The 24,657-nt window shown below is 50.2% G+C and carries 25 protein-coding genes; 14 read left to right on the top strand and 11 right to left on the bottom strand.

Annotated elements, in window-relative coordinates:
• Positions 1 to 97 precede the first annotated feature (97 nt).
• The 6 genes from AC0MA3_RS06850 to AC0MA3_RS06825 are packed head-to-tail and all read right to left on the bottom strand — an operon-like array spanning position 98 to position 6,698.
• Positions 98 to 1,465 (bottom strand): aspartate aminotransferase family protein, encoded by a 1,368-nt coding sequence (locus AC0MA3_RS06850; RefSeq protein WP_474655615.1) that lies wholly within the window; start codon positions 1,463 to 1,465, stop codon positions 98 to 100.
• Positions 1,449 to 2,273, bottom strand: a complete 825-nt coding sequence (phnX, locus tag AC0MA3_RS06845; protein WP_474655614.1) for a phosphonoacetaldehyde hydrolase — start codon at positions 2,271 to 2,273, stop codon at positions 1,449 to 1,451. Before phnX ends, AC0MA3_RS06850 begins: the two co-directional genes overlap by 17 nt.
• A gap of 1 nt (position 2,274) precedes the next feature.
• The gene (gene phnW, locus AC0MA3_RS06840; RefSeq protein WP_474655613.1) at positions 2,275 to 3,384 is read right to left on the bottom strand and encodes a 2-aminoethylphosphonate--pyruvate transaminase; all 1,110 of its coding nucleotides are present in this window, start codon (positions 3,382 to 3,384) and stop codon (positions 2,275 to 2,277) included.
• Between the two features lie 8 nt (positions 3,385 to 3,392).
• The gene (locus tag AC0MA3_RS06835) at positions 3,393 to 4,805 is read right to left on the bottom strand and encodes an MATE family efflux transporter (RefSeq protein ID WP_474655612.1); all 1,413 of its coding nucleotides are present in this window, start codon (positions 4,803 to 4,805) and stop codon (positions 3,393 to 3,395) included.
• Positions 4,747 to 5,718, bottom strand: a complete 972-nt coding sequence (locus tag AC0MA3_RS06830) for a PHP domain-containing protein (RefSeq protein ID WP_474655611.1) — start codon at positions 5,716 to 5,718, stop codon at positions 4,747 to 4,749. The genes AC0MA3_RS06835 and AC0MA3_RS06830 overlap by 59 nt, the downstream gene beginning before the upstream one ends.
• A 2-nt stretch (positions 5,719 to 5,720) precedes the next feature.
• Positions 5,721 to 6,698 (bottom strand): CehA/McbA family metallohydrolase domain-containing protein, encoded by a 978-nt coding sequence (locus AC0MA3_RS06825; protein WP_474655610.1) that lies wholly within the window; start codon positions 6,696 to 6,698, stop codon positions 5,721 to 5,723.
• A gap of 268 nt (positions 6,699 to 6,966) precedes the next feature.
• Between AC0MA3_RS06825 and AC0MA3_RS06820 the strand changes: the two genes are divergently transcribed.
• Positions 6,967 to 7,248, top strand: a complete 282-nt coding sequence (locus tag AC0MA3_RS06820) for a hypothetical protein (RefSeq protein WP_379156543.1) — start codon at positions 6,967 to 6,969, stop codon at positions 7,246 to 7,248.
• A gap of 182 nt (positions 7,249 to 7,430) precedes the next feature.
• Positions 7,431 to 8,285, top strand: coding sequence for an EcsC family protein (locus AC0MA3_RS06815; protein ID WP_474655609.1), 855 nt, complete (start codon positions 7,431 to 7,433; stop codon positions 8,283 to 8,285).
• Positions 8,286 to 8,371: 86 nt separating this feature from the next.
• Here the strand turns inward: AC0MA3_RS06815 and AC0MA3_RS06810 are convergent, their stop codons facing one another.
• Positions 8,372 to 8,695 carry a putative quinol monooxygenase gene (locus tag AC0MA3_RS06810; protein WP_474655608.1) on the bottom strand — a complete coding sequence of 108 codons (324 nt, stop codon included), beginning with the start codon at positions 8,693 to 8,695 and terminating at the stop codon, positions 8,372 to 8,374.
• A 224-nt stretch (positions 8,696 to 8,919) separates the two neighbouring features.
• Here AC0MA3_RS06810 and AC0MA3_RS06805 point away from each other — a divergent pair, with 224 nt between their 5' ends.
• The 9 genes from AC0MA3_RS06805 to AC0MA3_RS06765 all read left to right on the top strand — a co-directional run bounded on the left by AC0MA3_RS06805 (position 8,920) and on the right by AC0MA3_RS06765 (position 17,591).
• Complete coding sequence (locus AC0MA3_RS06805) at positions 8,920 to 10,128, top strand: nitric oxide synthase oxygenase (protein WP_474655607.1); 1,209 nt, start codon at positions 8,920 to 8,922, stop codon at positions 10,126 to 10,128.
• A gap of 78 nt (positions 10,129 to 10,206) precedes the next feature.
• Positions 10,207 to 10,947, top strand: a complete 741-nt coding sequence (locus AC0MA3_RS06800) for a Bax inhibitor-1/YccA family protein (protein WP_474655606.1) — start codon at positions 10,207 to 10,209, stop codon at positions 10,945 to 10,947.
• Between the two features lie 251 nt (positions 10,948 to 11,198).
• Positions 11,199 to 11,747 (top strand): TetR/AcrR family transcriptional regulator, encoded by a 549-nt coding sequence (locus AC0MA3_RS06795; RefSeq protein WP_474655605.1) that lies wholly within the window; start codon positions 11,199 to 11,201, stop codon positions 11,745 to 11,747.
• A 115-nt stretch (positions 11,748 to 11,862) separates the two neighbouring features.
• Positions 11,863 to 12,846 (top strand): NAD-dependent epimerase/dehydratase family protein, encoded by a 984-nt coding sequence (locus AC0MA3_RS06790; RefSeq protein WP_474655604.1) that lies wholly within the window; start codon positions 11,863 to 11,865, stop codon positions 12,844 to 12,846.
• A 76-nt stretch (positions 12,847 to 12,922) separates the two neighbouring features.
• The gene (locus AC0MA3_RS06785) at positions 12,923 to 13,279 is read left to right on the top strand and encodes a nucleotide excision repair endonuclease (protein ID WP_379156565.1); all 357 of its coding nucleotides are present in this window, start codon (positions 12,923 to 12,925) and stop codon (positions 13,277 to 13,279) included.
• A gap of 295 nt (positions 13,280 to 13,574) precedes the next feature.
• Positions 13,575 to 14,294: a hypothetical protein gene (locus AC0MA3_RS06780; protein ID WP_379156568.1), complete on the top strand. Its 720-nt coding sequence runs from the start codon at positions 13,575 to 13,577 to the stop codon at positions 14,292 to 14,294.
• Positions 14,295 to 14,299: 5 nt separating this feature from the next.
• On the top strand, positions 14,300 to 15,583 hold the full coding sequence (locus AC0MA3_RS06775) for a polysaccharide deacetylase family protein (RefSeq protein ID WP_474655603.1): 1,284 nt from the start codon (positions 14,300 to 14,302) through the stop codon (positions 15,581 to 15,583).
• A 168-nt stretch (positions 15,584 to 15,751) separates the two neighbouring features.
• The gene (rlmN, locus tag AC0MA3_RS06770; RefSeq protein WP_474655602.1) at positions 15,752 to 16,846 is read left to right on the top strand and encodes a dual-specificity RNA methyltransferase RlmN; all 1,095 of its coding nucleotides are present in this window, start codon (positions 15,752 to 15,754) and stop codon (positions 16,844 to 16,846) included.
• 457 nt (positions 16,847 to 17,303) lie between these two features.
• Positions 17,304 to 17,591: a DUF6509 family protein gene (locus AC0MA3_RS06765; protein ID WP_379156578.1), complete on the top strand. Its 288-nt coding sequence runs from the start codon at positions 17,304 to 17,306 to the stop codon at positions 17,589 to 17,591.
• Between the two features lie 136 nt (positions 17,592 to 17,727).
• On the opposite strand, the gene AC0MA3_RS06760 is transcribed toward AC0MA3_RS06765, so the two are convergent.
• Positions 17,728 to 18,198 (bottom strand): MarR family winged helix-turn-helix transcriptional regulator, encoded by a 471-nt coding sequence (locus tag AC0MA3_RS06760; protein WP_474655601.1) that lies wholly within the window; start codon positions 18,196 to 18,198, stop codon positions 17,728 to 17,730.
• Positions 18,199 to 18,424: 226 nt separating this feature from the next.
• Here AC0MA3_RS06760 and AC0MA3_RS06755 point away from each other — a divergent pair, with 226 nt between their 5' ends.
• Positions 18,425 to 19,906: an MDR family MFS transporter gene (locus tag AC0MA3_RS06755; RefSeq protein ID WP_474655600.1), complete on the top strand. Its 1,482-nt coding sequence runs from the start codon at positions 18,425 to 18,427 to the stop codon at positions 19,904 to 19,906.
• A gap of 162 nt (positions 19,907 to 20,068) precedes the next feature.
• On the opposite strand, the gene AC0MA3_RS06750 is transcribed toward AC0MA3_RS06755, so the two are convergent.
• On the bottom strand, positions 20,069 to 21,508 hold the full coding sequence (locus tag AC0MA3_RS06750; protein ID WP_474655599.1) for an FAD-dependent oxidoreductase: 1,440 nt from the start codon (positions 21,506 to 21,508) through the stop codon (positions 20,069 to 20,071).
• A 175-nt stretch (positions 21,509 to 21,683) separates the two neighbouring features.
• On the opposite strand from AC0MA3_RS06750, the gene greA reads away from it, so the two are divergent.
• Positions 21,684 to 22,163 carry a transcription elongation factor GreA gene (gene greA, locus AC0MA3_RS06745; RefSeq protein WP_379156590.1) on the top strand — a complete coding sequence of 160 codons (480 nt, stop codon included), beginning with the start codon at positions 21,684 to 21,686 and terminating at the stop codon, positions 22,161 to 22,163.
• A gap of 78 nt (positions 22,164 to 22,241) precedes the next feature.
• Here the strand turns inward: greA and AC0MA3_RS06740 are convergent, their stop codons facing one another.
• Positions 22,242 to 22,961 (bottom strand): SDR family oxidoreductase, encoded by a 720-nt coding sequence (locus AC0MA3_RS06740; RefSeq protein ID WP_474655598.1) that lies wholly within the window; start codon positions 22,959 to 22,961, stop codon positions 22,242 to 22,244.
• A gap of 157 nt (positions 22,962 to 23,118) precedes the next feature.
• Positions 23,119 to 23,457: a winged helix-turn-helix transcriptional regulator gene (locus AC0MA3_RS06735; protein WP_474655597.1), complete on the bottom strand. Its 339-nt coding sequence runs from the start codon at positions 23,455 to 23,457 to the stop codon at positions 23,119 to 23,121.
• 178 nt (positions 23,458 to 23,635) lie between these two features.
• Here AC0MA3_RS06735 and AC0MA3_RS06730 point away from each other — a divergent pair, with 178 nt between their 5' ends.
• On the top strand, positions 23,636 to 24,565 hold the full coding sequence (locus AC0MA3_RS06730) for an AEC family transporter (RefSeq protein ID WP_474655596.1): 930 nt from the start codon (positions 23,636 to 23,638) through the stop codon (positions 24,563 to 24,565).
• Positions 24,566 to 24,657: the final 92 nt, after the last annotated feature.

Raw genomic sequence — 24,657 nt, 5'->3', positions numbered from 1 at the left:
AAGCTAAGTATAAAGGCGGCATGTAAAGCTGGGATTAAAACCACGTAATATTTTTGTTTTGTTGTTGTTTAATATTGTTTTTGTTGTTATTTAGTATTTAAAAGTTGTTTTTATGTGGATAAGTATCCACAATGGCCTCTTCAATAATCGTTAATGCCTGTTCCAATTGGAGCTGAGTCGTAATCAAAGGCGGGACCAGCGTAATGACATTTCCATTCGATACCTTAAAGCTTAAGCCCCGCTCCATACAGCGGTACATTACCTTTTCGGTATGCTGGGTCGCCTTCTCCTTCGTGTGTCTATCCGTTACCAGTTCAATCCCGGCCAGCATCCCAATGACACGCACATCGCCAATCGCCTCGTGCCTCTGCATCATCTCTGTAAGCTGCTGCTGCAGGAATTGCCCCATTTGTACGGCATGAGCCAGAAGGCCGTTATTTTCGATGAATTCTATAGTGGCGAGTGCTGCCGCACAGCCTACAGAGCTCTTTTCATGCGTATAATGTCCAAGCGAAATGTCCTGTGCCACATCAAGGCCTTCGCGGGTAATAATCCCGGCCATGGGAAACACTCCGCCCCCGAAGCCCTTGCCAATCACTACGATATCAGGCACGATTCCGAAGTGTTCATGAACGAACATCGTTCCGGTTCTTCCGAATGCTGTAGGAATCTCGTCCAGGATGAGCAGGATGCCATATTGATCGCAGAGCCGGCGGAGCCGCTGGAAGTAAGCTTTGGGAGGAATCTGCACATCTGTACTCCGGATCGGCTCCAGGATGAGCGCTCCTACATCCTCTTCCCGCTCCAGCATGTATTCCAGATAGTTAAGGGAATAAGTGCCATCATCATGATCTCCGAAGATACTACGGTAGGAATTAAAGGGCATCATATGCCCCGTCCCCGGCAAGAGTGGACCCATTCCATTGCGGAATATGCCTTCTCCCCCCACAGAGATCGCATCCAGGCTTGCGCCGTGGAATGAATCCCAAGTGGATAAGGTCTTGAATTTGCCCGTTGCCTTACGGGCCAGCTTCATCGCAAGTCCAATGGCGCTTGTTCCGCCAGGCGTGAATAATACTTTATTCAAATCACCTGGGGCTAGCTGGACAAGCTTTTGTGCTAACCGGATGGCTACCGGATTGGTATAGCGGCGGGGCAGAAAAGGGAGATTTTCCAATTGGGCCATAACCGCATCCAGAACATAACGGTTCTTATACCCGACCTGATGCACGCTGTTCCCGTGAAAGTCCATGACCTTGCGGCCGTCCATATCTTCCAGGTAGATGCCTTCCGCATTCGTGATGACATTAAGACAAGGTGTCGACATGGACTGATGAAGGAAATACCGGCTGTCCTCTGCTAATACTTCCATTGTTTCGGGACTGAGCCAGGCCTCCTGAAAGTTATGCCGCTCTGTGGATAGGTTAATATCTCCCTCGGTTCTTGTATTAGCCTTTATGTCCACAAGGCAACTCCCCCTCCCCCAGACGCCGGTTCACCTGTCCGATAAGGTCTGGCAGACCGGATATCTGGTCAACCACATAGTGCGCTCCGTGATATAAGAATTGCTGTTTGGCAGCTTCGGTATATTCCCTTAGAGCAGCAGGCTCCATCGCGGCTGTTTCTTCTTTTGTTAAGCCCAGCATCGAGCTGCCGTCTACCACCCCAACCGCCCAGACACCGGCATTTCTGGCCTCCTGCATGTCCGAGGCCGTATCCCCAACCTTGATGACCTGTGACGGCATCCCCATATCCAGTTCAATCATATTGGAGTAAATCATATAGGGATAAGGACGGCCCTTGCCCTTCACTGAATCTGGCGTTACCCAATAGTCCGGCGCATATCCTTTCTCCCGGGCATGATCCGCCACAATCTTCATCATTGTATCGTTGTATCCGGTTGTTGCGCCGATCTTCAGGCCTTCCCGCCGCAACTGATCAATAACCTCCACGACATTCCCGATGGGATCCGAGAACCGGTGCAGAATGCCCAGCAGCTTCGGTTCGAACGCTTCGTGCATCTCGTCCACATCACTGTTGGTGTAAGGACGGCCCATGCGTTCCTCGAACAGCCTGCCGATCCTTGGCATCTCGAGCATGGCTTTAAAGTGATCCCATTTGAGCAGCCCCATAGGAGCCCGTACCTCTGCCATCGTCGGTTCTATTCCTTTGGAATGGAAGATCTCGAGGAACACTTGTACAGGAGCCATACATCCATAGTCCACCGTAGTTCCCGCCCAATCCATGATGATTCCTTGTACTCTCTTGGTCATATCAGCACTCCTGTCGCAGGGTAGTTACATAAGAAGCTGCCGCCTCACATAATCTTTCAATATCTTCCAGATGCACATCGCCGATCGTTCCGATCCGGAACACCTGCGCATTGCTTAATTTGCCGGGGTAGATTACGAAGCCATTTTCTTTCAGATAACGATAGAACGCTTCGAACGTAAAGTGTGCATGATCCGGATATTCAAAAGTCGTGATAAAAGGGGATTGAACAGCAACGGGCAAATGGGCCTTAAATCCTGCCTGCTCCATTAGCCGCACCAGCGTTTGTTGATTCCTGGTATATCTGGCACATCTCTGTTCCACTCCGCCTTCTTCCTCCAATTCAAGCAGCGCTTGATAAAATGCCCGCACAACATGCGTAGGAGAAGTATATCGCCACTTGCCTGGGTCGCTGTCCATCGCTTGCCATTGGCCGAATAAATCCAGTGATAACGACCTTGCCTGCCCCTTGCACTCAATAAGCTCGCTCTTCCTGCAGATCACAAAGCTAAAGCCCGGCACACCCTGGATACACTTGTTCGCACTGCTGACCAGATAATCAATGCCGAGCTCCCCAACCGCTATAGGCGTACCGCCGAAGCTGCTCATGGCGTCGACGATGGCTATTTTCCTATGTTTCTTGATCACCTGGATGAGTGCTTCCAGCGGATTCAATATGCCTGTTGTTGTCTCGCAATGGACGAGGGCTACATGAGTGATCTCAGGGTCCTGTTCGAGCACAGCGGCCAAATGTTCTGTGGCAGGAAGCTGATCAGAAGCATACTCAAGCGTCCGGTGCCGGATTCCTAGCACACCTGCAATCTCCCGGATACGTTCGCCATAGGCGCCATTCGCTAGGATGAGAAGCTTGCCGCCGCTGGGAACTGCAGTGCCGATTGCCGCCTCGACCCCGAACGTCCCGCTGCCCTGAATCAACACTGCGGTATACTCTTCTTCGGGAGCATGCCCCAGCCGCAGCAGCTTACTTCGAATCGACTGGACGATATCCTTGTAGTCGCTATCCCAGGTGCACCAGTCCTTCAGCATAACTTCCTTGACAGATGAGGTTGTGCTCAGAGGGCCTGGGGTCAGTAATAAATAGGGTTGTTCCATTGTTCCTCCTACAGGTTATGGACAAGGTTGCGTGCCCATTTATTTGAGCGGTATCTGAAGAATCCGATACATGCTTTCGATACTTCCTCCAGTGAAAACATCAGGTATATCCATTCCACCGGCCAGTGAAACAGATATGCTCCTGCGAACACCAGCGGCAAAGCAATCAGCCATGTCGTGACCAGGACCAGATTCATGGTGTACAAATTGTCGCCGCCTGCTCTGAACAGTCCGACAATCCAGAGATTGTTCAAGAAGAACATGACCATCACGATCGCTTGAATGACCATAATATGCCGGAATGAGGACTGTACCTCCTGGCTGAGATTGGGAAACAGATGAGGAACATATGGGCTCAGAAGAAGAATTCCTGCGCTCACCGCGAGAGAGGAATACAATGCGATCCGGGTAAATTTCCGGGCATAGAGCACCGCCTCATTCTGGTCGTCCTGGCTGAGCTTTTGGCCCACCATCACTTTCGCCGCGTAGGCAAAGCCGTAGATCCCCATCATGAAATATCCATTGAACGTGTTCGCCAATTGATAAGTCGCTAGCGCAGCAACGCCGATATGTCCAAAAGCCAGTGCATACAGCATGTTCCCGACGGACCACATTCCTTCATGGAACATGAGTGGCAGTGTTGTGGCATAGACTCGTTTCACGAACGGCCAATTGAAGGAGATAATCTCCCGCAGCGTAACGTTGACGTAATACTTTTTTCCATAAACATAGCCTATTAAAATAATTGTGCTAAGCATGGATGAAGCTAATGTCGCCCACCCTGCTCCAACAATGCCCAACTTGGGGAATCCAAGCTTTCCATAGATGAGCGTGTAGTCCAGCACGACGTTGACCACCATGGCGATGATGCCAACCACCAGCATCAGCTTGATTTTGCCGATCGAGCCGAGTGCATTGCCGTAGACATCTTTAATCGAATTGATCAGGTAGACGAATACGATGACTGACATATATTGAACGCCGTAAGCAGCAACGGCTGCATCCTTGATGAACAGGGACAGGATGGGAACTTTGAAGCAGGAGACTAGTATGAATGCAGTTAAGCTGATAGCGGCACTCGAGATAAGCATAAGTCCGAAGGCCTTTTTTACATTGACGATATCGTTTTTGCCATAGAATTGAGTGATGTAGGCGGAGATTCCGTAGATAGCTGATAAAATCATACCCAGAATAAAATTCACCTGACCTGCGGCGGCCATAACGGCTATTGCAGAATCCCCCATGCTTCCCACCATCAGTGTATTGATCAGGGAGAACGAATTCCCTATTAGCATCTGTAGAATCGATGGCAGGACAAGCCTTCTCATATCTCTGCGGAATTGCAACTCTAAGCTGTCCACACTATTCAAGAGCTCCAGACGGAAGTTCAGCCGGAAAAACAGGATTAGACCAGGCCACATTCCCCTCAAAATCCACGCATTCCACGCGGATATATTGCTCGCTGCCCTCTATCCGGTAGGAGCCCTGGTTGACGGGAACTGCCTCCTTGCTGTATATGTTGCGGCCATTGCCGGGATGTGTAATGAATCTGATGAACTTAACCGGGGAGCATTCGATCTGCAGGAAGCCATCCTGCACCCGCAGGTCATAGATTTCAGGGCCATTCGACGAATAGTACTGGCCGCATTTCAAGGCATCGATGACAGACTGCTGCTCCAGCTTCTCCGCTTCTACACATACCCAGCCGCCGAAAAATTCGGAGATCGCACTATTGATGTCACCGCCGTGTGCGTCATCCGAGGCTATTCCGTATACCTTGCTTCCGTTCTTCAACAGATAATCCCAATAATGCACCCCATATCCCACCGCCTCGTCAAGCTCTGACTGATGGTTGTAAATCTCGATCGCGAAATACCCCCGCAGCCCCAGCAGATCCTCCGGCTTGTTCCTGGACCATTCCGGATGATTCATAATGATCAGATTGCCCTTGTCCCTCATCTCATCGATCAGGCTTTGAATGGTATTCATATCCACATAATCCGGCTTGTCATGCTCTTCGTCATGTCCGAACTCATGGGATGAATGGAGCGTCCGGTCGAGCAGTCCGTGAATATGGTATTGTTGCCCCGTCTCCTGTCTGCTCATCTCGCAAGCCATCTCGTAGCCGTCTATCATGATGAATTGGTCATCATCATAAGCGTCAGACTTGAAATAAATTTCGTGATCGCTCAGGCACATAAAGTCATAGCCTTTATTCTTATAGGCATTCATTACAGTTTCAGGAGCGTACTGCCCGTCGCTGCGTGTAGAATGCGTATGAAGGTTGCCTTTATATTTGCGTTTCTGGCTGTTCAGAAAAATCACCGGCTCCATCCTTATTCGTCCCCCTCGAGCAAATCTGCTATAAATACGGGATTGGACCATGCTACATTTCCCTCAAAATCAATGCACTCCACCCGGATGTACTGCATCTCCGCTTCGATGGGCATCGAGGCGAGAGTCAGGGGTTCACCATTCTGGTAATTGCCTAGAAACGGTCCCCGGAGCGGAAATGCTTTGAACATAATGAATTTGCAGGGCGAACATTCAATGATGAGTTGCCCATCTTCCACCCGTAGATCGTGGATCTCCGGCCCGGTGCTTGAATAGAAGCTGCCTGCCTTAAGACTGCTCACAATAGCGTAAGGCGTCAGAGCCTCCGATTGAACCTGAACCCAGCCACCTCCATATTCAGGAAGGGCCCAATTCCGGTCATGCCCGTGGGAGTCGTCCGCAGCGATCCCGAATACCCGTTTGCCGTTCTGCAGGGCGTGATCCCAGTATGCAGCTCCATAGGAACTTGTCGTCGACCATTCCGTTGCATGGTTATAGATTTCAATGGCAAAAAAACCATCATAGTTGACCATGTCTTCAAAACGCGTCAGATGCCACTCCGGGTGGTTGAAAATCACCAAATTCCCGTGGGCAATCATCTCATCAATCAGCACCTGCGGGGAGTGACTACCCTCCCACGGAAGGGGAACCGGGAACCTCTGCAGATGCTCAAATCGTGGCTGCGCGGGAGGAGCGGTTGGATCGTCCAGAACCCCGAAGTGGTAGCCCGGGTCCTTATCAGGTACAGGGTTAAGCCCGCCCCGCTCCATCCCGGGTATCGTAATGAACTGGTCTGTATTGAACTCGTCCGTTCTCGAATAAACATCATGATCACTTATGCAAATAAAATGATAGCCCTTCTCCTTGAACACCTGGACAGTCTCCGCTGCCGGAAGGGAGCCGTCAGACCATGTGGTGTGGAGATGCAGATTGCCTTTATACGTTGGTTTATTTTTTGCCAAATAAATATGATTCTTCATCGATCCTTCTCCTCTGCCAACAATTTGTTTTCTTGTGTTTTCATATTGATTCTTGTTGTTTGTGTCCATCATACAGCCAGGCGAAAGCTGTTTCAATCCAATTCAAATTATTTAACAGAGCGATTACAAAGTTTACCGAAATCGATAATAACCCCATTCCTTGATTGTTGATTTGGTGCAGAAATTACAAATATAGTGTATAAAAACCCCCGCTCTATCCATCCTAAAAAAGGATTGAACAGTGAGACAGAAGGGAGCGGTTGACCATATGAAGCATTACGAATCCAGCCTTCGGACCAACAGTACGGTAGACCAGGCCCAGGATGCGGTGACCAAGCTGCACAACTCCGTATCACAGGCGCTAAGTCACCCGAATGAGCAGATGCTGTCGCAGGCAGAGAACAGCCTTACGCACGCGGAGGAGGCGGTGAGCCATGCTCCAGAAGGCTCGATAGGCGGCCATGGGGTGGATCTGACCGAGGAAAGACTGGCGGATGAGAAAAAAAGGCTTGCCCTCGCAGAAGCAGCGGAGAGAAACACCAAACAGTAGGCTCAGAGAACTCAGGCATTTCCGGATTTATCCGGAAATGCTTTTTTATTATTCATCCAGATGCCAGGCTTCATAGTTCCTCCATCTTTCAAGTGACCACAAACGGGTTATAAAGTTAACAGAACCGATTGCCTGCAATGAACGTACTACTGAAACAAACAAGTATATAAGGGGGCGTAAATATGCCGGAAACTGCTGGACATGTGCCGCATTTGGAGACTGCGGAGGCGCTGAATGCCGCGCTTGCCGAAATTACGAAGTGGGAAAAGGAACAGAACCAGCTGATGATCTGGGACCGTATTACCCGTCTGCCCTTCAAGCTGCTCGATAAAGTCACGCCAAAGTTTATTCACGACAAGCTGGGCAAGCTCCTGGACGAGCTGGGAGGCTATATCCAGAACGGGGGCAATTACCTCGTGGCCGGGCGTAAGGTTGGGTTATTAATGCAGACCGAAAGCCGCGCGGCTGGAGGAAACGGGGAAGGACCCTATCCGCTTACGGTTATGGATAAGGCTGCCCAGCGGCTTACACTGAGTAGCAGGAATGTCGCCACCGCTCAGGGAGCGACTACGGGGTTCGGCGGTTTGATCACGCTGGCGGCGGACATCCCGGCGATTCTGGGCTTGTCCTTGAAAGTTATTCAGGAGATTGGCCTTTGCTATGGCTATAATCCTACGGATAAAGCGGAGCGGATATTTACCGTCAAGGTGATGCAGTTTGCTTCTTCGGATATTGTAGGAAAGCGCACCATTCTGAAAGAGCTTAACCTGCAGGCTGGCGGAGATGGTGATATTACTGCCGGAACCCATACGGCCATCTCCAAGATCCAGGGCTGGCGCGAGGTTGTTACGGTGTATCGCGACAATTGGGGATGGAAAAAGATGCTGCAGGCCGTTCCAGTCGCAGGGATGTTCTTCGGGGCTTATAATAACCGCAAAGCGCTGGAGGATGTGGCCGAGGCTGCCCGGATGCTCTACCGCAAAAGAAGGATCATCGCCAGAATGGCAGAGCTGGATGAATTTTCATACAAAGGTTGATAGCAGAGTATATGTGTAAGCCAAAAAAAGCAATAATGCAGCTCTTCAAGTGGCTGCAATTATTGCTTTTTTGGGTTCAGATACACCTAAGCTTCCGGATTTCCGGACGCAAGTCCTTTGCCCCCGAGGGGGATAAGCCGAATAGGTTCGATACCAGCAATCAGCGGCTTGGCCCGCTGGATGATTGCCCGGGTTGCCTCCTCTTGCAGTGAAGCCGCGTGGGCTTCCGCATGGCTCCATACCTCTGTAACCCAGAGGATATCCGGCTCACTCTCCGAGAGGTTAACGATGTACAGCTCACATTCAGGAACGTGATCAGCTGCAGCGGCAGCTTCAAGAAGAATCGCCGCAAGGGAATCACGTTTACCTGGTTTGGCGGTGAATTTGGCAACCATTCCGAATTTACTCACACCCGGTCACTCCTCAGGTTCGAATTTTAAGTTCTAGGGACTGCATTTGCAGCTCAACTACATTTTATCAGACACCGGGTGGACATGAACGCTGTATTTCATTTCAGTCTGGAATCAGCTCTTGCAGCCATTCTTGCATATTCCTCCAGGAGTTACTATGATGAAATCATTCAATTTTCCGAAGGGAAATCCGCCGGAAGTAGAAGCGGGAGTGTGTGGGCAGGATGGATAATCGATTACAAGAGAAGTCGTACGGGAAACTGACCGGACAGGCAGAGTCTTTCATCCGGCTGTGCTATACAGAGCTGGAAAAGCCGGAGCAGATTATTGCGGAACGCATACAGGCCATACACGAAGAAGTGGCGCAATCCGGTACCTACACACATACAGAGGAAGAGCTTGTCCATGGAGCAAAAATGGCCTGGCGCCACAACAGCCGCTGCATCGGACGCCTGTTCTGGCACACTCTTGAGGTGAACGATGCCCGGCAGGTGGAGACTGCTGAGGAGGTGGCGGCGGCACTCCTGCAGCATGTGAAACAGGCCAACAATAATGGCCGCATCCGTCCCCTCATTACGATATTCCGCAGCGGCGGGAATCCGGAGAAGGCGGTCCGGATCTGGAATCATCAGCTGATCCGCTATGCCGGATACCCTGGACAAGGAGGATGTGCCCGTACCGGCGATCCAGCGTCGGATGTGTTCACTGCCGTCTGCCGGAGGCTGGGCTGGCAGGGCAATGGCGGAGATTTCGATGTCCTTCCGCTGGTCGTCAGTATTGGTGAAGAGGAACCACGCTGGTTCACCATACCGCCGGAGCTGGTGCAGGAGGTCCGGCTGACCCATCCCGAGATCGAACGGTTCCCGGAGCTTGGCTTGCGCTGGTATTCAGTACCCATCGTGTCGGATATGCTGCTCGAAATCGGCGGAATTTCCTATACCGCTGCTCCTTTCAACGGCTGGTACATGGAGACAGAGATTGGTTCACGTAATTTTGGTGATACAAGCCGCTATAACCGGCTCCCTGCTGTAGCGGATCTGCTCGGTCTGGACCGCTCGACCAACACCTCGCTCTGGAAAGACCGGGCACTGCTGGAATTGAACCGCGCGGTGCTGCATTCCTTCAAACAGGCGGGAGTCAGCATTGTGGATCATCATACCGCCGCCGATCAGTTCGCCCGCTTTCAGGAGCAGGAGAAGCAACAGGGCCGCCAGGTTTCAGGCAAGTGGGGCTGGCTGATCCCTCCTATGTCGCCGTCCTCAACACCGATTTGGAACGATAACACCCTGAAGGAGCGGAACCTTAGCCCGAGGCTGATCTATCAGAAGGCGGCATATGCCCATTGGCTGGGAGAAGACTTACAGATAAGTCCACACCCTGAGGCTGATCCGGCAGCGGAGTCGGCTTGTCCGTTTCATCAGCATCAGAAATAAGGGGCTGGCGAGACGAATATGTTCACACAACGAATATGCTATTATAAACACAAATAAGTGATGAAATGAGATGATCCATTGATCGGTCGGAGCGGAAATCCCGCATTAAATGAAAAAACCTTTGATCGTGCAGAGCGGTACTCCGGGCAGGAGCGCATGAGTATTAACGGAACGGTCAACAAAACCTTTATCACACTGACCATTCTGCTGGCAGGGGCTTTTAGCGCCTGGTCGATGTATTTCAACGGCCAAAATGTAGCTCCTTACGCCATCGGTGGCGCACTGATCGGGTTCGTGCTTGCACTGATTATCAGCTTCAAACCGGCTGCCGCACCTTATCTGGTGCCAGTCTATGCGCTGGCTGAAGGATTGTTTCTCGGTGCTATTTCGGCGACTTACGAGGCCTTGTATTATGGGATCACTCTGCAGGCCGCCTTGCTGACATTGAGTATATTTGTTGCTTTGCTGCTTGCGTATAAGACAAGAATCATCAGAGCAACGGAGAATTTCAAGCTCGGCATATTTGCTGCCACAGCCGGAATCGCCATCGTATATCTCTTGAGCTTCGTGCTGGGAATGTTCGGTGTAACGGTTCCTTATTTGCACAGCAACAGCCTGATCGGAATCGGTATTTCGGTTATTATCGTTATTGTGGCTGCGCTCAATCTGGTACTGGACTTTGATTTTATTGAGAACGGCGCACAGCAGGGAGCTCCCAAATACATGGAATGGTACGGAGCCTTCGGCCTTATGGTTACGCTCGTATGGCTCTATGTGGAGATTCTCAGATTGCTATCCAAGCTGTGGAGCCGGGATTAAGGAATGCAGTGCTGCAAGCTGCGACGTAACGAAGGATTTCATAAAACAGCGAGCTCTGTCCTTTTTATAAGGCGGTGCAGCTGTTTTTTTTTGTACAAAGGAATCTAAAAAATTTAAATATAGGCTTGAATTCCGGGAGACGTCCTTGTATACTTCAATTAAGATAGTGATTGACCAATAACAACTAGGCTATTTATTAATACCAACAACATTTCATAACAACATAACGGGAAAAACAACAGGAGGCCAGTATGACAAAGCTATCGGGAGGCGCACGGACTAAGCAAGAAGCTACCTCAGTCAACCGGAGGGAGCAAATCCTGGAGGCGGCTGTGGTTATATTCGCAGAGCATGGCTACTTCAAGGCTACTACTGCACAGGTGGCAGAGAAGGTAGGGATCTCCCAGCCGTACATTTTCAAATTGTTCAAGAATAAGGAAGAGTTGTTTGTGGCGGCATTAGACCGGGCATTTGAACGGACCATCCGTACATTTACAGACGTAAAGGCTTCCGGAGAAGAACTGCTGCGGGAATCAATTCGGGTGTATGAGCAGATGATGGAGACGCATCCGAGTGAAATCATTCTGCAGGTGCAGGCACTCGGGATTCGTGATGAAGCCATTCGGCGGTCTATGCAGACAGGAATGCAAAGGGTGACAAGTCTGATGGAGAGCAAGTTCATTGCTGCGGGGATCGCTCATCCCGAGGTGGAAGTCAGCACATTTATGGCAAATGGTATGCTCTGCCATATTGCAATGGCGCTGGAGATGCCTGATCTGAAGCCGAAGCATCTGGAGTAGCCGGACGGGAATGAACTAGCTTATGGACCTAAGGGCTCTGCTCTTAGCCAGTCCACGGCTAATAAGTAGTGATTGATCAATAACAACATAACTAAAAAAATTGGAGGAATAACTAATGATGAACAAAACAACGAAGGCTGTCGTATTGGGTGCAACAGGAGGAACTGGAACAGTAATTATTGCAGAGCTGCTCAAGAGAGGGATCAATACGGTTGCCTTCGGGCGTTCCATGCCAAAGCTTGCGCAACTCGCGGCTCAATTGGGCAATCCGGCTGGGCTTAGCCTGAGAACAGGAGATGTGTTCAAACCGGACGATGTATTCAATGCTGCGCAGGGAGCGGACATTATTATTCATGCGGCATCAGTACCCTATAATGAGATGAGCACTAAGCTGCTGCCAATGGGCGAGGCTGTAATGGAGGCAGCGGACAGACTCGGTGCCCGGGTCGTTGCTGTGGACGGAGTCTATCCTTATGGCCGCAGACAGGATGAACAGCCAATCACGGAGGAATTCCCCAAGAATCCGCATACCAGAAAAGGCAAAACAAAGCTTGCGTTCGAGCGGATGTTCTTCAGTCCGCGCTGGAGCCATACCAAGGGCATGATTGTACGGCTGCCTGATTATTACGGCCCTACTGCCAATGAAGCCTCATATCTGGGTTCAACGCTTGAGGCGATTGCTGCCGGCAAAGCGGGAATGTTCGTCGGGAATATGACTGTGCCGCGTGAATATGTGTATCTGCCCGATGCAGCAGTGATGATCGTCGAGTTAGCCCTACGGGAGGAGGCCTATGGGCAGAACTGGAACATTCCCGGTGCAGGCTGTATATCAGGCAGGGAGATTGTCCGTATCGCCCGGACAGCGAGCGGCAAATCGAAGCCGGTTATCCCTGTGGGGGCTTTCGGGTTAATGCTGATAGGTCTGTTTGTACCAGTCATGAAAGAGATTGTAGAGATGCTATATCTGACGAAGGAACCACTGCGTTTAAGCGGACAGAAGTATGAGCGTTTGGTTGGCCCGATTCCGGCGACTTCATTTGAGCAGGGGATCAGAGAGACGATTCAAGCGATTCAGCACCGTCAGACCAAGGCTATCTAAGCGCTACTTCTGTATAGTCAGGGTTCTGGAACTATGTTACTATTTATGTCTATATCCAAGAGGGAAGTGAGCCACAATGATCAACATTACGATTCCAACGCCCGATGTTACCATTACAAAACAGGAGAATCCTGAACTGAGTCATATTTACGGATTTACAGATTTCCACCTGATTACCCGTGAACAAGGAGGCATCTTCATGTTCTACAACGACAAAGATGAGCTGCTGTTCGTAGGTAAGGCCAGAAAGCTGAGACCGCGGATCAAAAAGCATTTTGAAGATAACGTTTCGGTGATGAAGCCCCACCGTGATGAAGTGACCAAGATTGAAGTTTGCATCGTTGATGAGGCCGTCGACAGAGAGATTTACGAAACGTACATTGTGAACAAGCTTAGAGCCAAATACAATGTAGAGAAAGTGCTATACAAATAATAATGGTATAGCTGAAGCGCGGTCCCCGGGATTGCGCTTTTTTTGTTGCCGGTATATACATAGCTAACTATTTCTGGAAGTGTGAAGTGCATAAAATATGCGTAAAACACCCGTTATTGAATAGGTAATTATACCTATATATGAGTTTGCAACTTCCGTTTAAGGGAAATTAGGCCTTTGGATACATTTACGAAACTTAGGTACTAAGGCTCACTAACATGAAAGCTAAATCAACTATAATAAATTCGTATGGGCTCGACATTTTTTGACAGATATTAATGAGGTGATAGCATAGATGGCAACTCCTTTTTTCAAGAAAAAAGACATGGCGGACAAGCAGTTGAAGCCCGCTGTGGTTCAAAAGGTTCAACCGGAGGAAAACCCTCCTGAGGAAAAGGAAACTTACGAAACGGGTGAAAGCCTGTCCAGCCTCATTTCCACAGGCAAAGCGCAGCTGGACAAGAAGTCACTCGATTTGATATTTGCAGTAGAACAAATGATTCAGGCTAGAACGCATGCGGATACAACCAATCATGAGCTACAGGACCGGTTGATCCATACCAGCGGGCATGTGGAGCGTCTGACCAAGGACCTGAAGAATCTGAACAAAGTAATTGAGGATCGGGAGAAAAGCATCCTGGAACTCGAGCATAAGCTGGTGGAGCGTAATCTGAAGGTGGATCAGGTTATGGAAGACCACCGTGAATTGCATACTACCCTGTCTTCAGAGATGGACGAGCTTAAGAGCACCATTGATCTGGAGCGGCAAAAGTATACTAATCTCGTACAAAAGCATAATGATGCCATTTCGGAAAAGCTTAAGAAAATGAACGAGCTTGAGGAAAAAATCGGGCGTCTGGAAACAGAGAACACTCATATGAAACAAAAATACGAAACAGTCCGGCAGGAGAAAGCCTACCTCTCCAGCATGATTAACGATTTCACCACGCGTATGACGGCTCCTTTTGGCGGAAGCACGCCTCCCGCAGATCCTGCGGATAACGGGAATCCATAACTAATATGCCGTTTCCTGAACAAAATGTCGCACTGATGATAGAGTTACTGTCGCTTGAGCATAAGCAGGACAGCTATCAGATGGAGGTAGGTCTAACCCATAGCGGCAGATTCACCCGAAAAGTTCTCCTCATCGATGAATATACATACCTGCACATGAACATGCTGGACTCCTGTCAAGAAGACAGAGTACGGCTGTCGATATATCCAAAGTGGGACCCCTTTCGCCGCACATATTTCAGCTCTTTCACCAAGATGAACAGAACCTGCTCTGAGACATTGTATTTTGCCTGCTCTGAAGCTTACGTATCGCAGCTTCTTGAGTTAAAGCAGCAAACTTTGCCGTCCAATGAAGAAAAGACGGTTCAAGCTATACTTCCTGCACCCGAGCCTGAACAGACAGAACGACCTATGCGCAGGGCCATCAACTTCCATTTCGTCCGGCCTATTGTATTGCGGTGCATTCTATTCAGCCTGCTGTTCGTATTATTCTTTCTGCGGATGGATGACACTCTGCTCAATAGTGCAGAAGCGCATGAAGACTTCACACCACCAGTGGACAGTAGTGTTCCTGTGCCTTATGTTCCTATTATTCACACAACGGCCTTTCAGCGTACCGAGGCCAAAGTTATACCAGTAACAGAGCAAGAATCTGAGCCGGTACAGAGTGCCGAACCAGAGGTGCAGAAGAACCCGCTGGTTGATGAGCTGGAACTGGACGGAAGCCAATATGAATATAGCTTGGCTAAGGGGTATGTAGCTTTATCCTTTGATGATGGTCCGTCACAATACACTAAGGAAATTGTCGATATTCTTACAGAGCACGGGGTTGCAGCGAATTTCCTGTTCATTGGCCAGAATGCCCAGCAGCACCCGAAGGCCGTCCGGTATACAAAAGAGCACGGGATGCCGGTAGGCAGCCATTCTTGGGATCATAGTGAGCTGACGAAGAACAGCAGTGCCGAGAACCATAACAACCTGTTGCGTTCTGTCCAGGTGCTTGAGCAGAATACAGGGAGACCCGTAACCGTTTTCCGTCCCCCTTATGGAGCTATCAACGATTCAGTGGCGGCAGAAGCCAGCAGACAGAAGCTGAAGGTACTGCTCTGGAACCGGGACCCCGAAGACTGGAAAGCAGAGAACGCGGAGCAGATCATCCGGTATTTTTATAATACAGATCCCTCCGGGGGCATCTATCTCCTTCATGAAAAAAGAGTTACAGTCCAAGCGTTGCCTGCAATTATCGAATATCTTAAGAAAAAACATCTGAAGTTCGCCATATTCAAATAATAAGGCGATCCCATCCAAGCGTATCCGATATGGCGGGTACGCTTTTATATTGGGCGGGAATCTTCTTGTTTTAATAAAAAAAATTTGAGACAATATGTGTGTGTTGTTAGACGGGTACCTGCAAGGTAAAATAAATTGAACTATAGTGTTTTGAAAAGAGGAATAATAATGAATAAACCATCCATTTATGGATTAACTTTAGAACAAATGTCGTCATGGCTCGTGGAGCATGGTCATAAGAAATCCCGCGCATCCCGGATATGGGATTCACTGTACCGCCAGCGGGTTACGGATTTTGCGGAAATGAGCGAGGTCAACGGTGAGACGGTACAGCTGCTGTCTGAGCATTTTGTCTTTCAGACGATGGACGAGCATGTGAAGCAGGAGTCGGCAGACGGCACAATCAAGTTTCTCTTCCGCTTGAAGGACGGCAACCTGATCGAAACGGTGCTGATGCGGCAAAAGTATGGCTTGTCTGTCTGCGTCACCACACAGGTTGGCTGTAACATCGGCTGCAGCTTTTGCGCAAGCGGATTGCTCGCGAAGAGCCGCGACCTGTCGAGCGGAGAGATTGTGGAGCAGATTATGAAGGTGCAGCATCACCTGGACCGGACGGGTCTGGGTCAAAAGGTCAGCCATGTAGTGGTAATGGGGATCGGCGAACCGTTTGATAATTTTACGAACCTGCTGAATTTCCTGACTATTATTAAGGATCACAAAGGACTGGCGATTGCCGGCAAAGGCATTACGGTGTCCACCAGCGGTCTTGCTGACAAAATCAGAGAATTCGCTGATGCCAACATGCAGGTTAACCTGGCGATTTCTTTACATGCACCGAATAATGAGCTGCGGACTCGGATTATGAAGATCAACCGCGCTATTCCTATAGAGAAGCTGATGCCCGCTATTGATTACTATCTGGAGAAAACGAACCGGAGAATTACGCTGGAGTACATTCTGCTCAAGGATATCAATGATCAGCAGGAGCATGCCCTGGAGCTGGCCGAGTTGATCGGAGACCGTCGCCAGATGGCTAACGTGAACCTGATTCCGTACAATCCGGTAGATGAGCATAGCCAATACCAGCGGAGCGAGCGTGAGTCCGTGCGGGCTTTCTTTGATACGCTCAAGAAGCAGGGCGTCAGCGTAAGCACCCGCCTGGAGCACGGCGTCGATATCGACGCCGCCTGCGGTCAGCTGCGCAGCAAGCAGATCAAGAAAGCCAAAGGCACGACTGCTGAGAGCGGCGTGGCCGCCGGGTAAACCGGGGCGGCTTGCGGGAAGCGGAGATGGGACGAATCAACGGCAGGAATGCCGTTAATTCAGCGCCCGCAGCGGTGATAATGCAGCGCCAATAACATGGCGCTGCAAAAGAGCAGTGCCCGGTGTTCGTTACACGGGGCACCTTTTTTTTGGGGATTAACCAGTGCCCTTGATGTTCCAGGGCCTCCCACATTCTTATATTGGGACCGAATAGCTTCTGCGGGAACAGCTGCCGCAAACCCAACCTCAGGTATAAAAGATGCAACATTGCCCGAAGCTTAAGAGGATACCAGTAAAAGGATGTGCCTACTTGATATAATACTAGCGTACAATCCGGATTCATCCGCAGTAATTCAGCGTTTTCTTGGTAATTTGGTCTGTTGTAGTAACTGAGGAAGCCTCTGCCATGGATTGTATGATACAATAGCCAGATGACTGAAGAAAAGAGGAATGCACAATGTTGACATTTACCAGTTACACCGTAGAGAACGTAAGAGATCCATTCAATATTTTGAGCGGCAAGCGATATGAATTCATGATTAACCTGGAAGTGCCGGAGGATGATGAACTGTACGAAGAGAATGGCTTATCTGCACGGGTAATCGTGAAGGTGGAGGAAGAGCAGCTGAGCATCGTCAGCTACGATCTGCTAGAGACTACAACCGGCCGGATTCTTGATTTTGATATGGAAGAGGACGAGGAAGCAGGCCTGGTCCTATTCTGCCAAGAACATCTGCCAGCTTAAGTCAGAGCGGACAGATAGCTCCGCCGATAGATAACGAACCAACAGACCGCACCCCTTTTGGAGGGGACGGTCTATTTGCCGTATATTAATACCGATCCCATATTTTAGTGCAATAATTCCGACTTAAATTGTATGATTAATTCTCTCTACCAACTTCATCCTCTTCCGTCAATCCTTTAACCTCGGGACTGCGCTGCGTTAATTTTTGGTTCAATCGGGCCAGTAGTGCGCTGAAGGTGTGGCAGTCCTCAGGAGACCAATCCTCAAAGATCTCCCCATACCGCTTCAGCCGGATGTTCCGTGCTTCCTCGAGCTTACGTGTGCCCAGCTGGGTGATATCAAAATAACTAGATCTTCCATCGTGAGGATCCGGGACCCGGACGGCGTAGCCTTTGGATTCAAGCACGCTGGTTTGTCTGCTGATCGTGGAGGTGTCGAGGCCAAGCACCTCAGCCAGTGCCTTTACTCCTACCTTCTTATGATTGGCCAAATGATCGAGCAGTGTATATGTCGAGCGGTCCAGCCCCCCGTGTTTCTTGTCGAGAGAGGAACGCCGGATGAGTGTCATCATCTCATGGTTAAGGGACTCCAGGTTTTTATCATCCATACGCTAGCTTCCTTCCTTTACGAATTACTTTTCTCCATTATTATAGTGAACATACCGGATCACAAGCAAAAAGAGTAGACTTTTATGAAAAATAATTGAAATGAGTCATATTGACTTTCATAAATGTAGTTGTATAATACACACATAACTACTTAATTGTATTATACACCTATATGCCGGGTAAGCGAGGCTGTAGTGTATTGTGCTTCACGGAGGAGAGAACCTATTGAAGACTCAGACTGTTCGTAATTCATCCTTTTGGTTGATTATTTTAGCTATATTTTTCGGGAATTTCATGGCGATCCTGAGTACAACCACCATCAACGTGGCGTTTCCGGTATTCATGAAGGACTTTCATGCGGAGATTGGGACTGTGCAGTGGATGATTACCGGCTATCTGCTCGCTACGGGTGTAATCGCTCCGGTGGTCGGTTATTTTGGCGATAAATGGAGTTACAAATATCTCTATGTGTTCGCATTATCGGGATTCACCTTGTTCTCCGGACTGTGCATGATCGCCTGGAGCATTCACTCGCTCGTAACCTTCCGTATTCTGCAGGGGGTGTTCGGCGGGCTGATTATTCCCACTACAATGACCATGATCTATCAATTCATCGAAAAGGAAAAGCAGGCGTTCGCCATGAGCCTATGGAGCTTGTCCTCCATGCTGGCTCCCGCCTTTGGACCGACACTCGGGGGGTGGCTGACCGGATATTTTGGCTGGGAATCGCTATTTATGATTAATGTGCCGATCGGGATCATCGCGATTGTGGTTGCACTCAAGTGCTTGCCGTTTCAGCGCACCGCCGGTGAGAGAAAGACCTTTGATCTGCCGGGGTTTGTAACGGTTATTCTTAGCAGTGCGTTCATTATTATGGCCTTTAACAAAGGGAATGCCTGGGGCTGGACCTCATGGAAGACACTATCCCTGCTGATGATCGGAGCCATAGCATTGACTTATTTCATTCGCCGGGAGCTCGCTTTGGCAGAACCGCTCCTGAACCTTAAGGTATTTCAGCAGAACCGGTTCACTTACAGCCTGATCATCAACTGCATCATTACCGTTGCCCTATATTCCGGGACATTCCTCATTCCGGTCTTTCTGCAGGACATCCAGCAGTCTACGCCGCTCACAACAGCACTGGTGCTGCTGCCGGGTTCCATTGCCATGGCTGTCATGTCCCCGGTTGTCGGTAAGCTCTACAGCAGGGTCGGGCCGTTCTGGCTGATTCTTGGCGGTATCCTGCTGCTGGTTGCGTCAACCTGGGAGCTTAGCCATATCACACTCGTCACTACCCATGTTCAGCTGGCCTGGCTGATGGCAGTACGCAATGTTGGGATTGCCTTGGCTTTCATGCCGGTTACGAATGCCGGAATGTCTTCCGTGCCGAAGCAGATCACCGGGCATGCTTCTTCCGTTAACAATTGGATACGCCAAGCTACGGGGGCGCTATCCATCGCAATCTTCAGCTCTCTTCTGTCTTCGAGAGCCTTAACCCATCTGAAGGAGCTCAGCGGCGGAGCCACAGCTTCGGGTGCCTTCATCAAGGCTCAGGGCATGACGCTGGGTGTGCAGGATGTATTCCTCATCGCAACCGTAATCGGGATTCTCGCTATCCCCTTAACCTTCCTGCTCCGGACCGGAACAGCCAAACCCCAGGCCGCTGTGCTGAAGGTAGCTACTGTCAAGCGGGAGGCGAACAGCTAGGGGCGCGGCTTGCTACGATGGCAGGAGACATAAGCTGGATAGTATTACCGGGAGGGCAGTCTCCACTTCAGGTGGATTACTTGTCCATCAGCAAACCGCCCCAGCAGGTTCATAACAGACCTGCTGGGGCGGTTTAATATATCTGTATAAATGGAGAGCAGCCTACTGTAAGGTGATCTGATAATCTTTTTTCATGTATGCACGGATTCTCTGGAAATCTGCTGCAGTCAGGTCGGTCAGCCGTTTATTGCGTTCCCGCCCCAGAATGATACCGATGGTCTGAGCTGCCAAGGCAGTGGTAGGCATAATCCTTGCGCTGCCGTAGGCTTTGATGCTGGCGCCGACATTTTTCCCGGTTACAAGCACATTGTCGTAGGACTTCAGCTCAAAGGAACGAAGCGGCAGCCCGTAACGGTCCGGCTTGCCGAATCCGATTCCGGTGGGAATCGCCCGGGTTCCTTGCAGGTCGATAGAGTACCCGCCAATGCTCACATTGTCCCAGAACATCCTGCTGGACATTAAGTCATTGTAGCCCAGTACGTATTTAGTCTCATAGCGGTTATAGTCACGGATATAGAGGTACTCTGGGAACCCGTTCAGTTGGGCGCTTGCGAACCCGGGGATATTTTTGCGCAGGAAGCTTAGAATAAACGGGGCTTCGGCTTTGCCCTTCTGTACTGCCGACTCCACAGATTTGGGATCGGAAGGATTCACATCGTAAATCAGCAGGCCATTGATAATGACCTGGCCATTTTTTTGATAGGTGGCATTTAGCCCGCGCAGCTTAAGCTGCTTGTCCTTGGTGGAGTATGTATTGGTAATATTGCTGAACCCGGTCGCGAAGTGCCAATCCACATAGGTATTGGGTCCATACTTCTTGCGCACATTCGTCAGCGGATAATCCTCCAGAATGCGCTGATGGAGCAGGTTCCAATTCACATTCTTGAAATTGAGCATATAGGTAGCAGCCATATAATCAGGCTTTTTTCCGTTATAAATGGTTTCCATTCCTGGAATCCGGGCCTCCTTCAGTTGTCCGCTCAGGGCATCGAAGTCTGTATTCTCTACCCAGTATCGGGACTCAATCGTAACCGGAGCGCCATTCTTGACATGATAAGTAAGGGAACTCAGCGTTTTCACGCTGCCCGACGCTTTTGTGTCGACCCGGTCCAGAACAACCCCGCTTTTCAGTGGAATGCCCTGCATAATCTTGTCAAAGTACCTTTGGAAGTCGGCTGCCTTGCGGATGGTTCCTGCTTTGTAGTCATTAAAAAGTGTTTTGATCTCACCTTGCACGAGGCTTCTCTGCTTGTTGTCGTTCACATCATCGAGAAAAAACATCTGTCCTTGAATTAATTCACCGCCCGGTTTGCTGCGGGGATCAAGCATCAGAACCTTTAGGCCAGCCTTGACGGCTTCCTTGGCGAGCAGTGCGCCTTGAATTTCGCTGCCAATGACAACGACATCATAGCTTGGGGAGGTCGCAGAAGGGACAGTGGGCTTCACTGCCGCAGCAGTAGCCGGGTTCGTTGCCGACAGCAGCATCAGGGCAGCGGCCAGACAGCTGGTAAAGCGACGGAATTTTGCGGAATGCATGAGCATGGACTTCTTGTACTCCTGACTGTGTATGGGATTTAATATCATTATTGTAAACCATTTTTGGTTAATTTCACTATAAGAGATATGCATCATTTTACTCCGGAGGTGCTTTCTTTTCGCATGTTGGCCGATTATGGGGTAGAATACAATAAAGAGAGTAAAAATAGGAGTTGTATACATGTCGAATGAAGAAGTGTTTTTGACCAAAGAGGGCCTGGCCCAACTGGAGGAAGAGCTCAAGGAACTCAAGGGAGCAGGGCGCAAGGAGCTCGCGGCACGGCTTAAGCTGGCCATAAGCTATGGGGATCTCAAGGAGAACAGTGAGTACCACTCTGCCAAAGAAGATCAATCCTTCATGGAGACCCGCATCATGATTCTGGAGAAAATGCTGATCAAAGCGCAGATTGTGGATGAGAGCAGCATGGATCTGAGCAAGGTCAGCGTCGGCTGCATCGTCATACTGAATGATGTGGAATACTCCGAAAAGATCGAATATAGAGTGGTTGGTCCGGCTGAAGCCGATGTACTGAACAACAAGATTTCATACGAGAGCCCACTCGGCAAAGAACTGATCGGCAAAAAGGTAGGCGACGTCATCAGCGTGAACGCACCCATGGGTATTATCAAATACGAACTGCTTGAGATCAAAATGCTGTAAGCTGCGGCTTCTGCACACTAAATCCCTGCCCCATATGAATAGGGGCAGGGATTTTCTTTGTTTACAGGCTAGTCCGGCTTAGATTAGAGTGTGGCCGCCTTCCACATGAAGCACCGTACCCGTAACGAAACCGTTACGAATCAGATAGAGCACACCTTCGGCAACGTCCAGCGCTGTGCCTACGCGCTGTACGGGCAGCTTGGCTGCGGTACTCTTATAAAAAGCACTGCGTGTCTCTTCCGTCATACCTGCGCGGGAAGGGGTATCGATGATGCCAGGCGAGACGGTATTCACCCGCAGCGGAGCCAGCTCCAGTGCAAGGGTCTGCCCCAGATTGGCTACGGCTGCATTCACCGCCCCCAGAACGGAGGAGCCGGCCATGGCCTTGAAAGCCACGACGCCGGAGAACAGGGTGATGGAGCCGCGGGGGTTCAGGTTCGGCGCAGCGTATTTGGCAGCATAGTATTGACCCCAGAACTTATTGTCCATCAGTTGGCGTGAAGCACTGGTAGGCGTAGTGAGGAACGGGCCTCCTTTAGTTTCTGCTGCGGTGACCACCAGATGGTCAAAGGCTCCCAGCTCTGCGAATAAGGACCGTACCTGATCCTCGTCCGTAACATCCAGCGTATAAGTAATTACGTTTGCGCCAGGTCCTAGTACCGCTTTGGCCTGCTCCAGCTTCCCTTCAGAGCGGCTGGCCAGAACCACCTCCGCGCCATCTGCTGCGGCAAGCTGTGCCGTTGCCAGGCCGATTCCTGAGCTGCCTCCGATAATAACTATTTTCTGTCCTGCTAACATTTCGTAGCCTCCTCAAAAGTGATGGTCTTGTGAGGAGAGTATATTCCTTATACTTCCTTTACGGAAGTAGTTACATTCTGTACATACAGTTACCGAAAAGATAGTATTGTGCAGATGCTGAACCGACGGGGATAAACTTTTTCGGGAAATAAGTTTCTTAGAGCGCAAGACCGTATCTTTTCAGCTCAATAAAAATGCCTTCCAGCTGTTCGCCCTTCTTCGTCAGGGTATATTCTACGCGAGGGGGCACCTCGGGATATACGGTGCGCATAAGAATGCCGTGTTTCTCCAGCTCACGCAGCCTCAGCGCGAGGGTCTTCGGACTGATGCCTTCCAGGGAGCGCAGCAGATCACTGAAGCGTAGGGTCCCGCCAATCAGCAGATCACGGATAATCAGGAATGTCCATTTGGTTCCAATGACATCCAATGTTTTGGCGATAGGGCAGGGCTCGCCGGGGGTTCCTCTGGTCAGTATGACCGGATCGGAAAAGTCCATTTTCATTAACCTCCTGAGATCATCTCGATTTGTGATAATCATACCACAGTACTATCTTTTGGGAAGTTAAGCCATTCATAGGCTTTTACTATTAAACATATTGCTTCCATATCTTAGACGGTGTCCGCCCGGGAGGGTTATAGTAGGAATAACTATTTAAGCAGAGGAGTCCTCGCTATTGATTCAACAGGTGTTGTCCACTCTGGTCGAGGTGATTGTCCCGTTGTCCATTCCAGTGATATCAGGTGCGCTGCTGGGACGTTTCAAGAACCTGGATACCAAGCCGCTGTTAATGCTGTATCTGTATTTCCTGAGTCCGGCGATCATTCTGGATACGCTCGCTACCGCCAAGATTTCGTTCGATGATGTATACAAAACACTCGCCTTCTCGTTGCTGAATCTGCTGGCGCTGTGGGCGCTGGCCAACCTGATTGGCAGAGTGCTCAAGCTGGCCCCGCCGGAGGCAGCCGGTCTGACCCTGATTTCTACCTTCACCAACAGTGTCAATTACGGTCTGCCGCTAGTACTGCTGGCCTTTGGCCAGCTGGGGCTCGACAAGGCTTCGGTCTATGTCATCGCCCAGATGGTGATTGTGAATACGATCGGGGTGTATTTTGCAGCAAGGTCACAGTTTTCTATCGGCAGTGCCGTCCGCTCGGTATTCTCCTTGCCGTCTATCTACGCAGCGATTCTGGCTCTGCTGCTGCGGGCACTCGGCCTGCATATGCCGCATGAGATAGCTTCGGGGGTATCGATGGTAGCCGGAGCGTATTCCCCGGTAGTGCTGGCTATACTGGGTGCCCAGATGGTCAGGGTACAGGCTGGGCAGGTTGCACGCAATGTGCAGCTGGCATTCTGGACAGGCATGTCGGTCCGTCTGCTGCTGGCTCCGCTGACCGCTGCACTGCTGCTGTTCCTGCTGAACATTTCGGGAACGCTGTTCGCTGTGCTGCTCATTCTTGCTTCTATGCCGGTCGCGGTCAACTCGGTTGTACTGGCCGAACGCTTCGGCAGCTCGCCTGGGCTGGTGTCACGCTGCATTCTGTGGACGACCCTGGCCTCCTTCCTCGTGCTGCCGGTATTGATCTCTATTGTAGGCAATGCGTAAATTCCCTTCTTGCAATGCTGCAACCTTTTAGCGGGTGATCCGTCTGGAAGGAAGAAGGAGCCAATCCCAAGCTTGCAATTCCTACTAAGAGG

It is taken from the genome of Paenibacillus sp. LS-5 (assembly GCF_056121505.1).
This window is presented reverse-complemented; position numbering and strand designations above follow the sequence as displayed.

Bases quoted from the DNA above. Each gene is read 5' to 3' on its own strand.
- AC0MA3_RS06765 (WP_379156578.1), top strand. From the start codon at position 17,304: ATGTTGACATTTACCAGTTACACCGTAGAGAACGTAAGAGATCCATTC.
- AC0MA3_RS06790 (WP_474655604.1), top strand. From the start codon at position 11,863: ATGATGAACAAAACAACGAAGGCTGTCGTATTGGGTGCAACAGGAGGA.
- phnX (WP_474655614.1), bottom strand. From the start codon at position 2,273: ATGACCAAGAGAGTACAAGGAATCATCATGGATTGGGCGGGAACTACG.
- rlmN (WP_474655602.1), top strand. From the start codon at position 15,752: ATGAATAAACCATCCATTTATGGATTAACTTTAGAACAAATGTCGTCA.
- AC0MA3_RS06750 (WP_474655599.1), bottom strand. From the start codon at position 21,508: ATGCTCATGCATTCCGCAAAATTCCGTCGCTTTACCAGCTGTCTGGCC.
- AC0MA3_RS06820 (WP_379156543.1), top strand. From the start codon at position 6,967: ATGAAGCATTACGAATCCAGCCTTCGGACCAACAGTACGGTAGACCAG.
- AC0MA3_RS06760 (WP_474655601.1), bottom strand. From the start codon at position 18,198: ATGGATGATAAAAACCTGGAGTCCCTTAACCATGAGATGATGACACTC.
- AC0MA3_RS06735 (WP_474655597.1), bottom strand. From the start codon at position 23,457: ATGGACTTTTCCGATCCGGTCATACTGACCAGAGGAACCCCCGGCGAG.
- AC0MA3_RS06830 (WP_474655611.1), bottom strand. From the start codon at position 5,718: ATGGAGCCGGTGATTTTTCTGAACAGCCAGAAACGCAAATATAAAGGC.
- AC0MA3_RS06775 (WP_474655603.1), top strand. From the start codon at position 14,300: ATGCCGTTTCCTGAACAAAATGTCGCACTGATGATAGAGTTACTGTCG.
- phnW (WP_474655613.1), bottom strand. From the start codon at position 3,384: ATGGAACAACCCTATTTATTACTGACCCCAGGCCCTCTGAGCACAACC.
- AC0MA3_RS06780 (WP_379156568.1), top strand. From the start codon at position 13,575: ATGGCAACTCCTTTTTTCAAGAAAAAAGACATGGCGGACAAGCAGTTG.
- AC0MA3_RS06815 (WP_474655609.1), top strand. From the start codon at position 7,431: ATGCCGGAAACTGCTGGACATGTGCCGCATTTGGAGACTGCGGAGGCG.
- AC0MA3_RS06740 (WP_474655598.1), bottom strand. From the start codon at position 22,961: ATGTTAGCAGGACAGAAAATAGTTATTATCGGAGGCAGCTCAGGAATC.
- greA (WP_379156590.1), top strand. From the start codon at position 21,684: ATGTCGAATGAAGAAGTGTTTTTGACCAAAGAGGGCCTGGCCCAACTG.
- AC0MA3_RS06825 (WP_474655610.1), bottom strand. From the start codon at position 6,698: ATGAAGAATCATATTTATTTGGCAAAAAATAAACCAACGTATAAAGGC.
- AC0MA3_RS06835 (WP_474655612.1), bottom strand. From the start codon at position 4,805: ATGTGGCCTGGTCTAATCCTGTTTTTCCGGCTGAACTTCCGTCTGGAG.
- AC0MA3_RS06805 (WP_474655607.1), top strand. From the start codon at position 8,920: ATGGATAATCGATTACAAGAGAAGTCGTACGGGAAACTGACCGGACAG.
- AC0MA3_RS06785 (WP_379156565.1), top strand. From the start codon at position 12,923: ATGATCAACATTACGATTCCAACGCCCGATGTTACCATTACAAAACAG.
- AC0MA3_RS06795 (WP_474655605.1), top strand. From the start codon at position 11,199: ATGACAAAGCTATCGGGAGGCGCACGGACTAAGCAAGAAGCTACCTCA.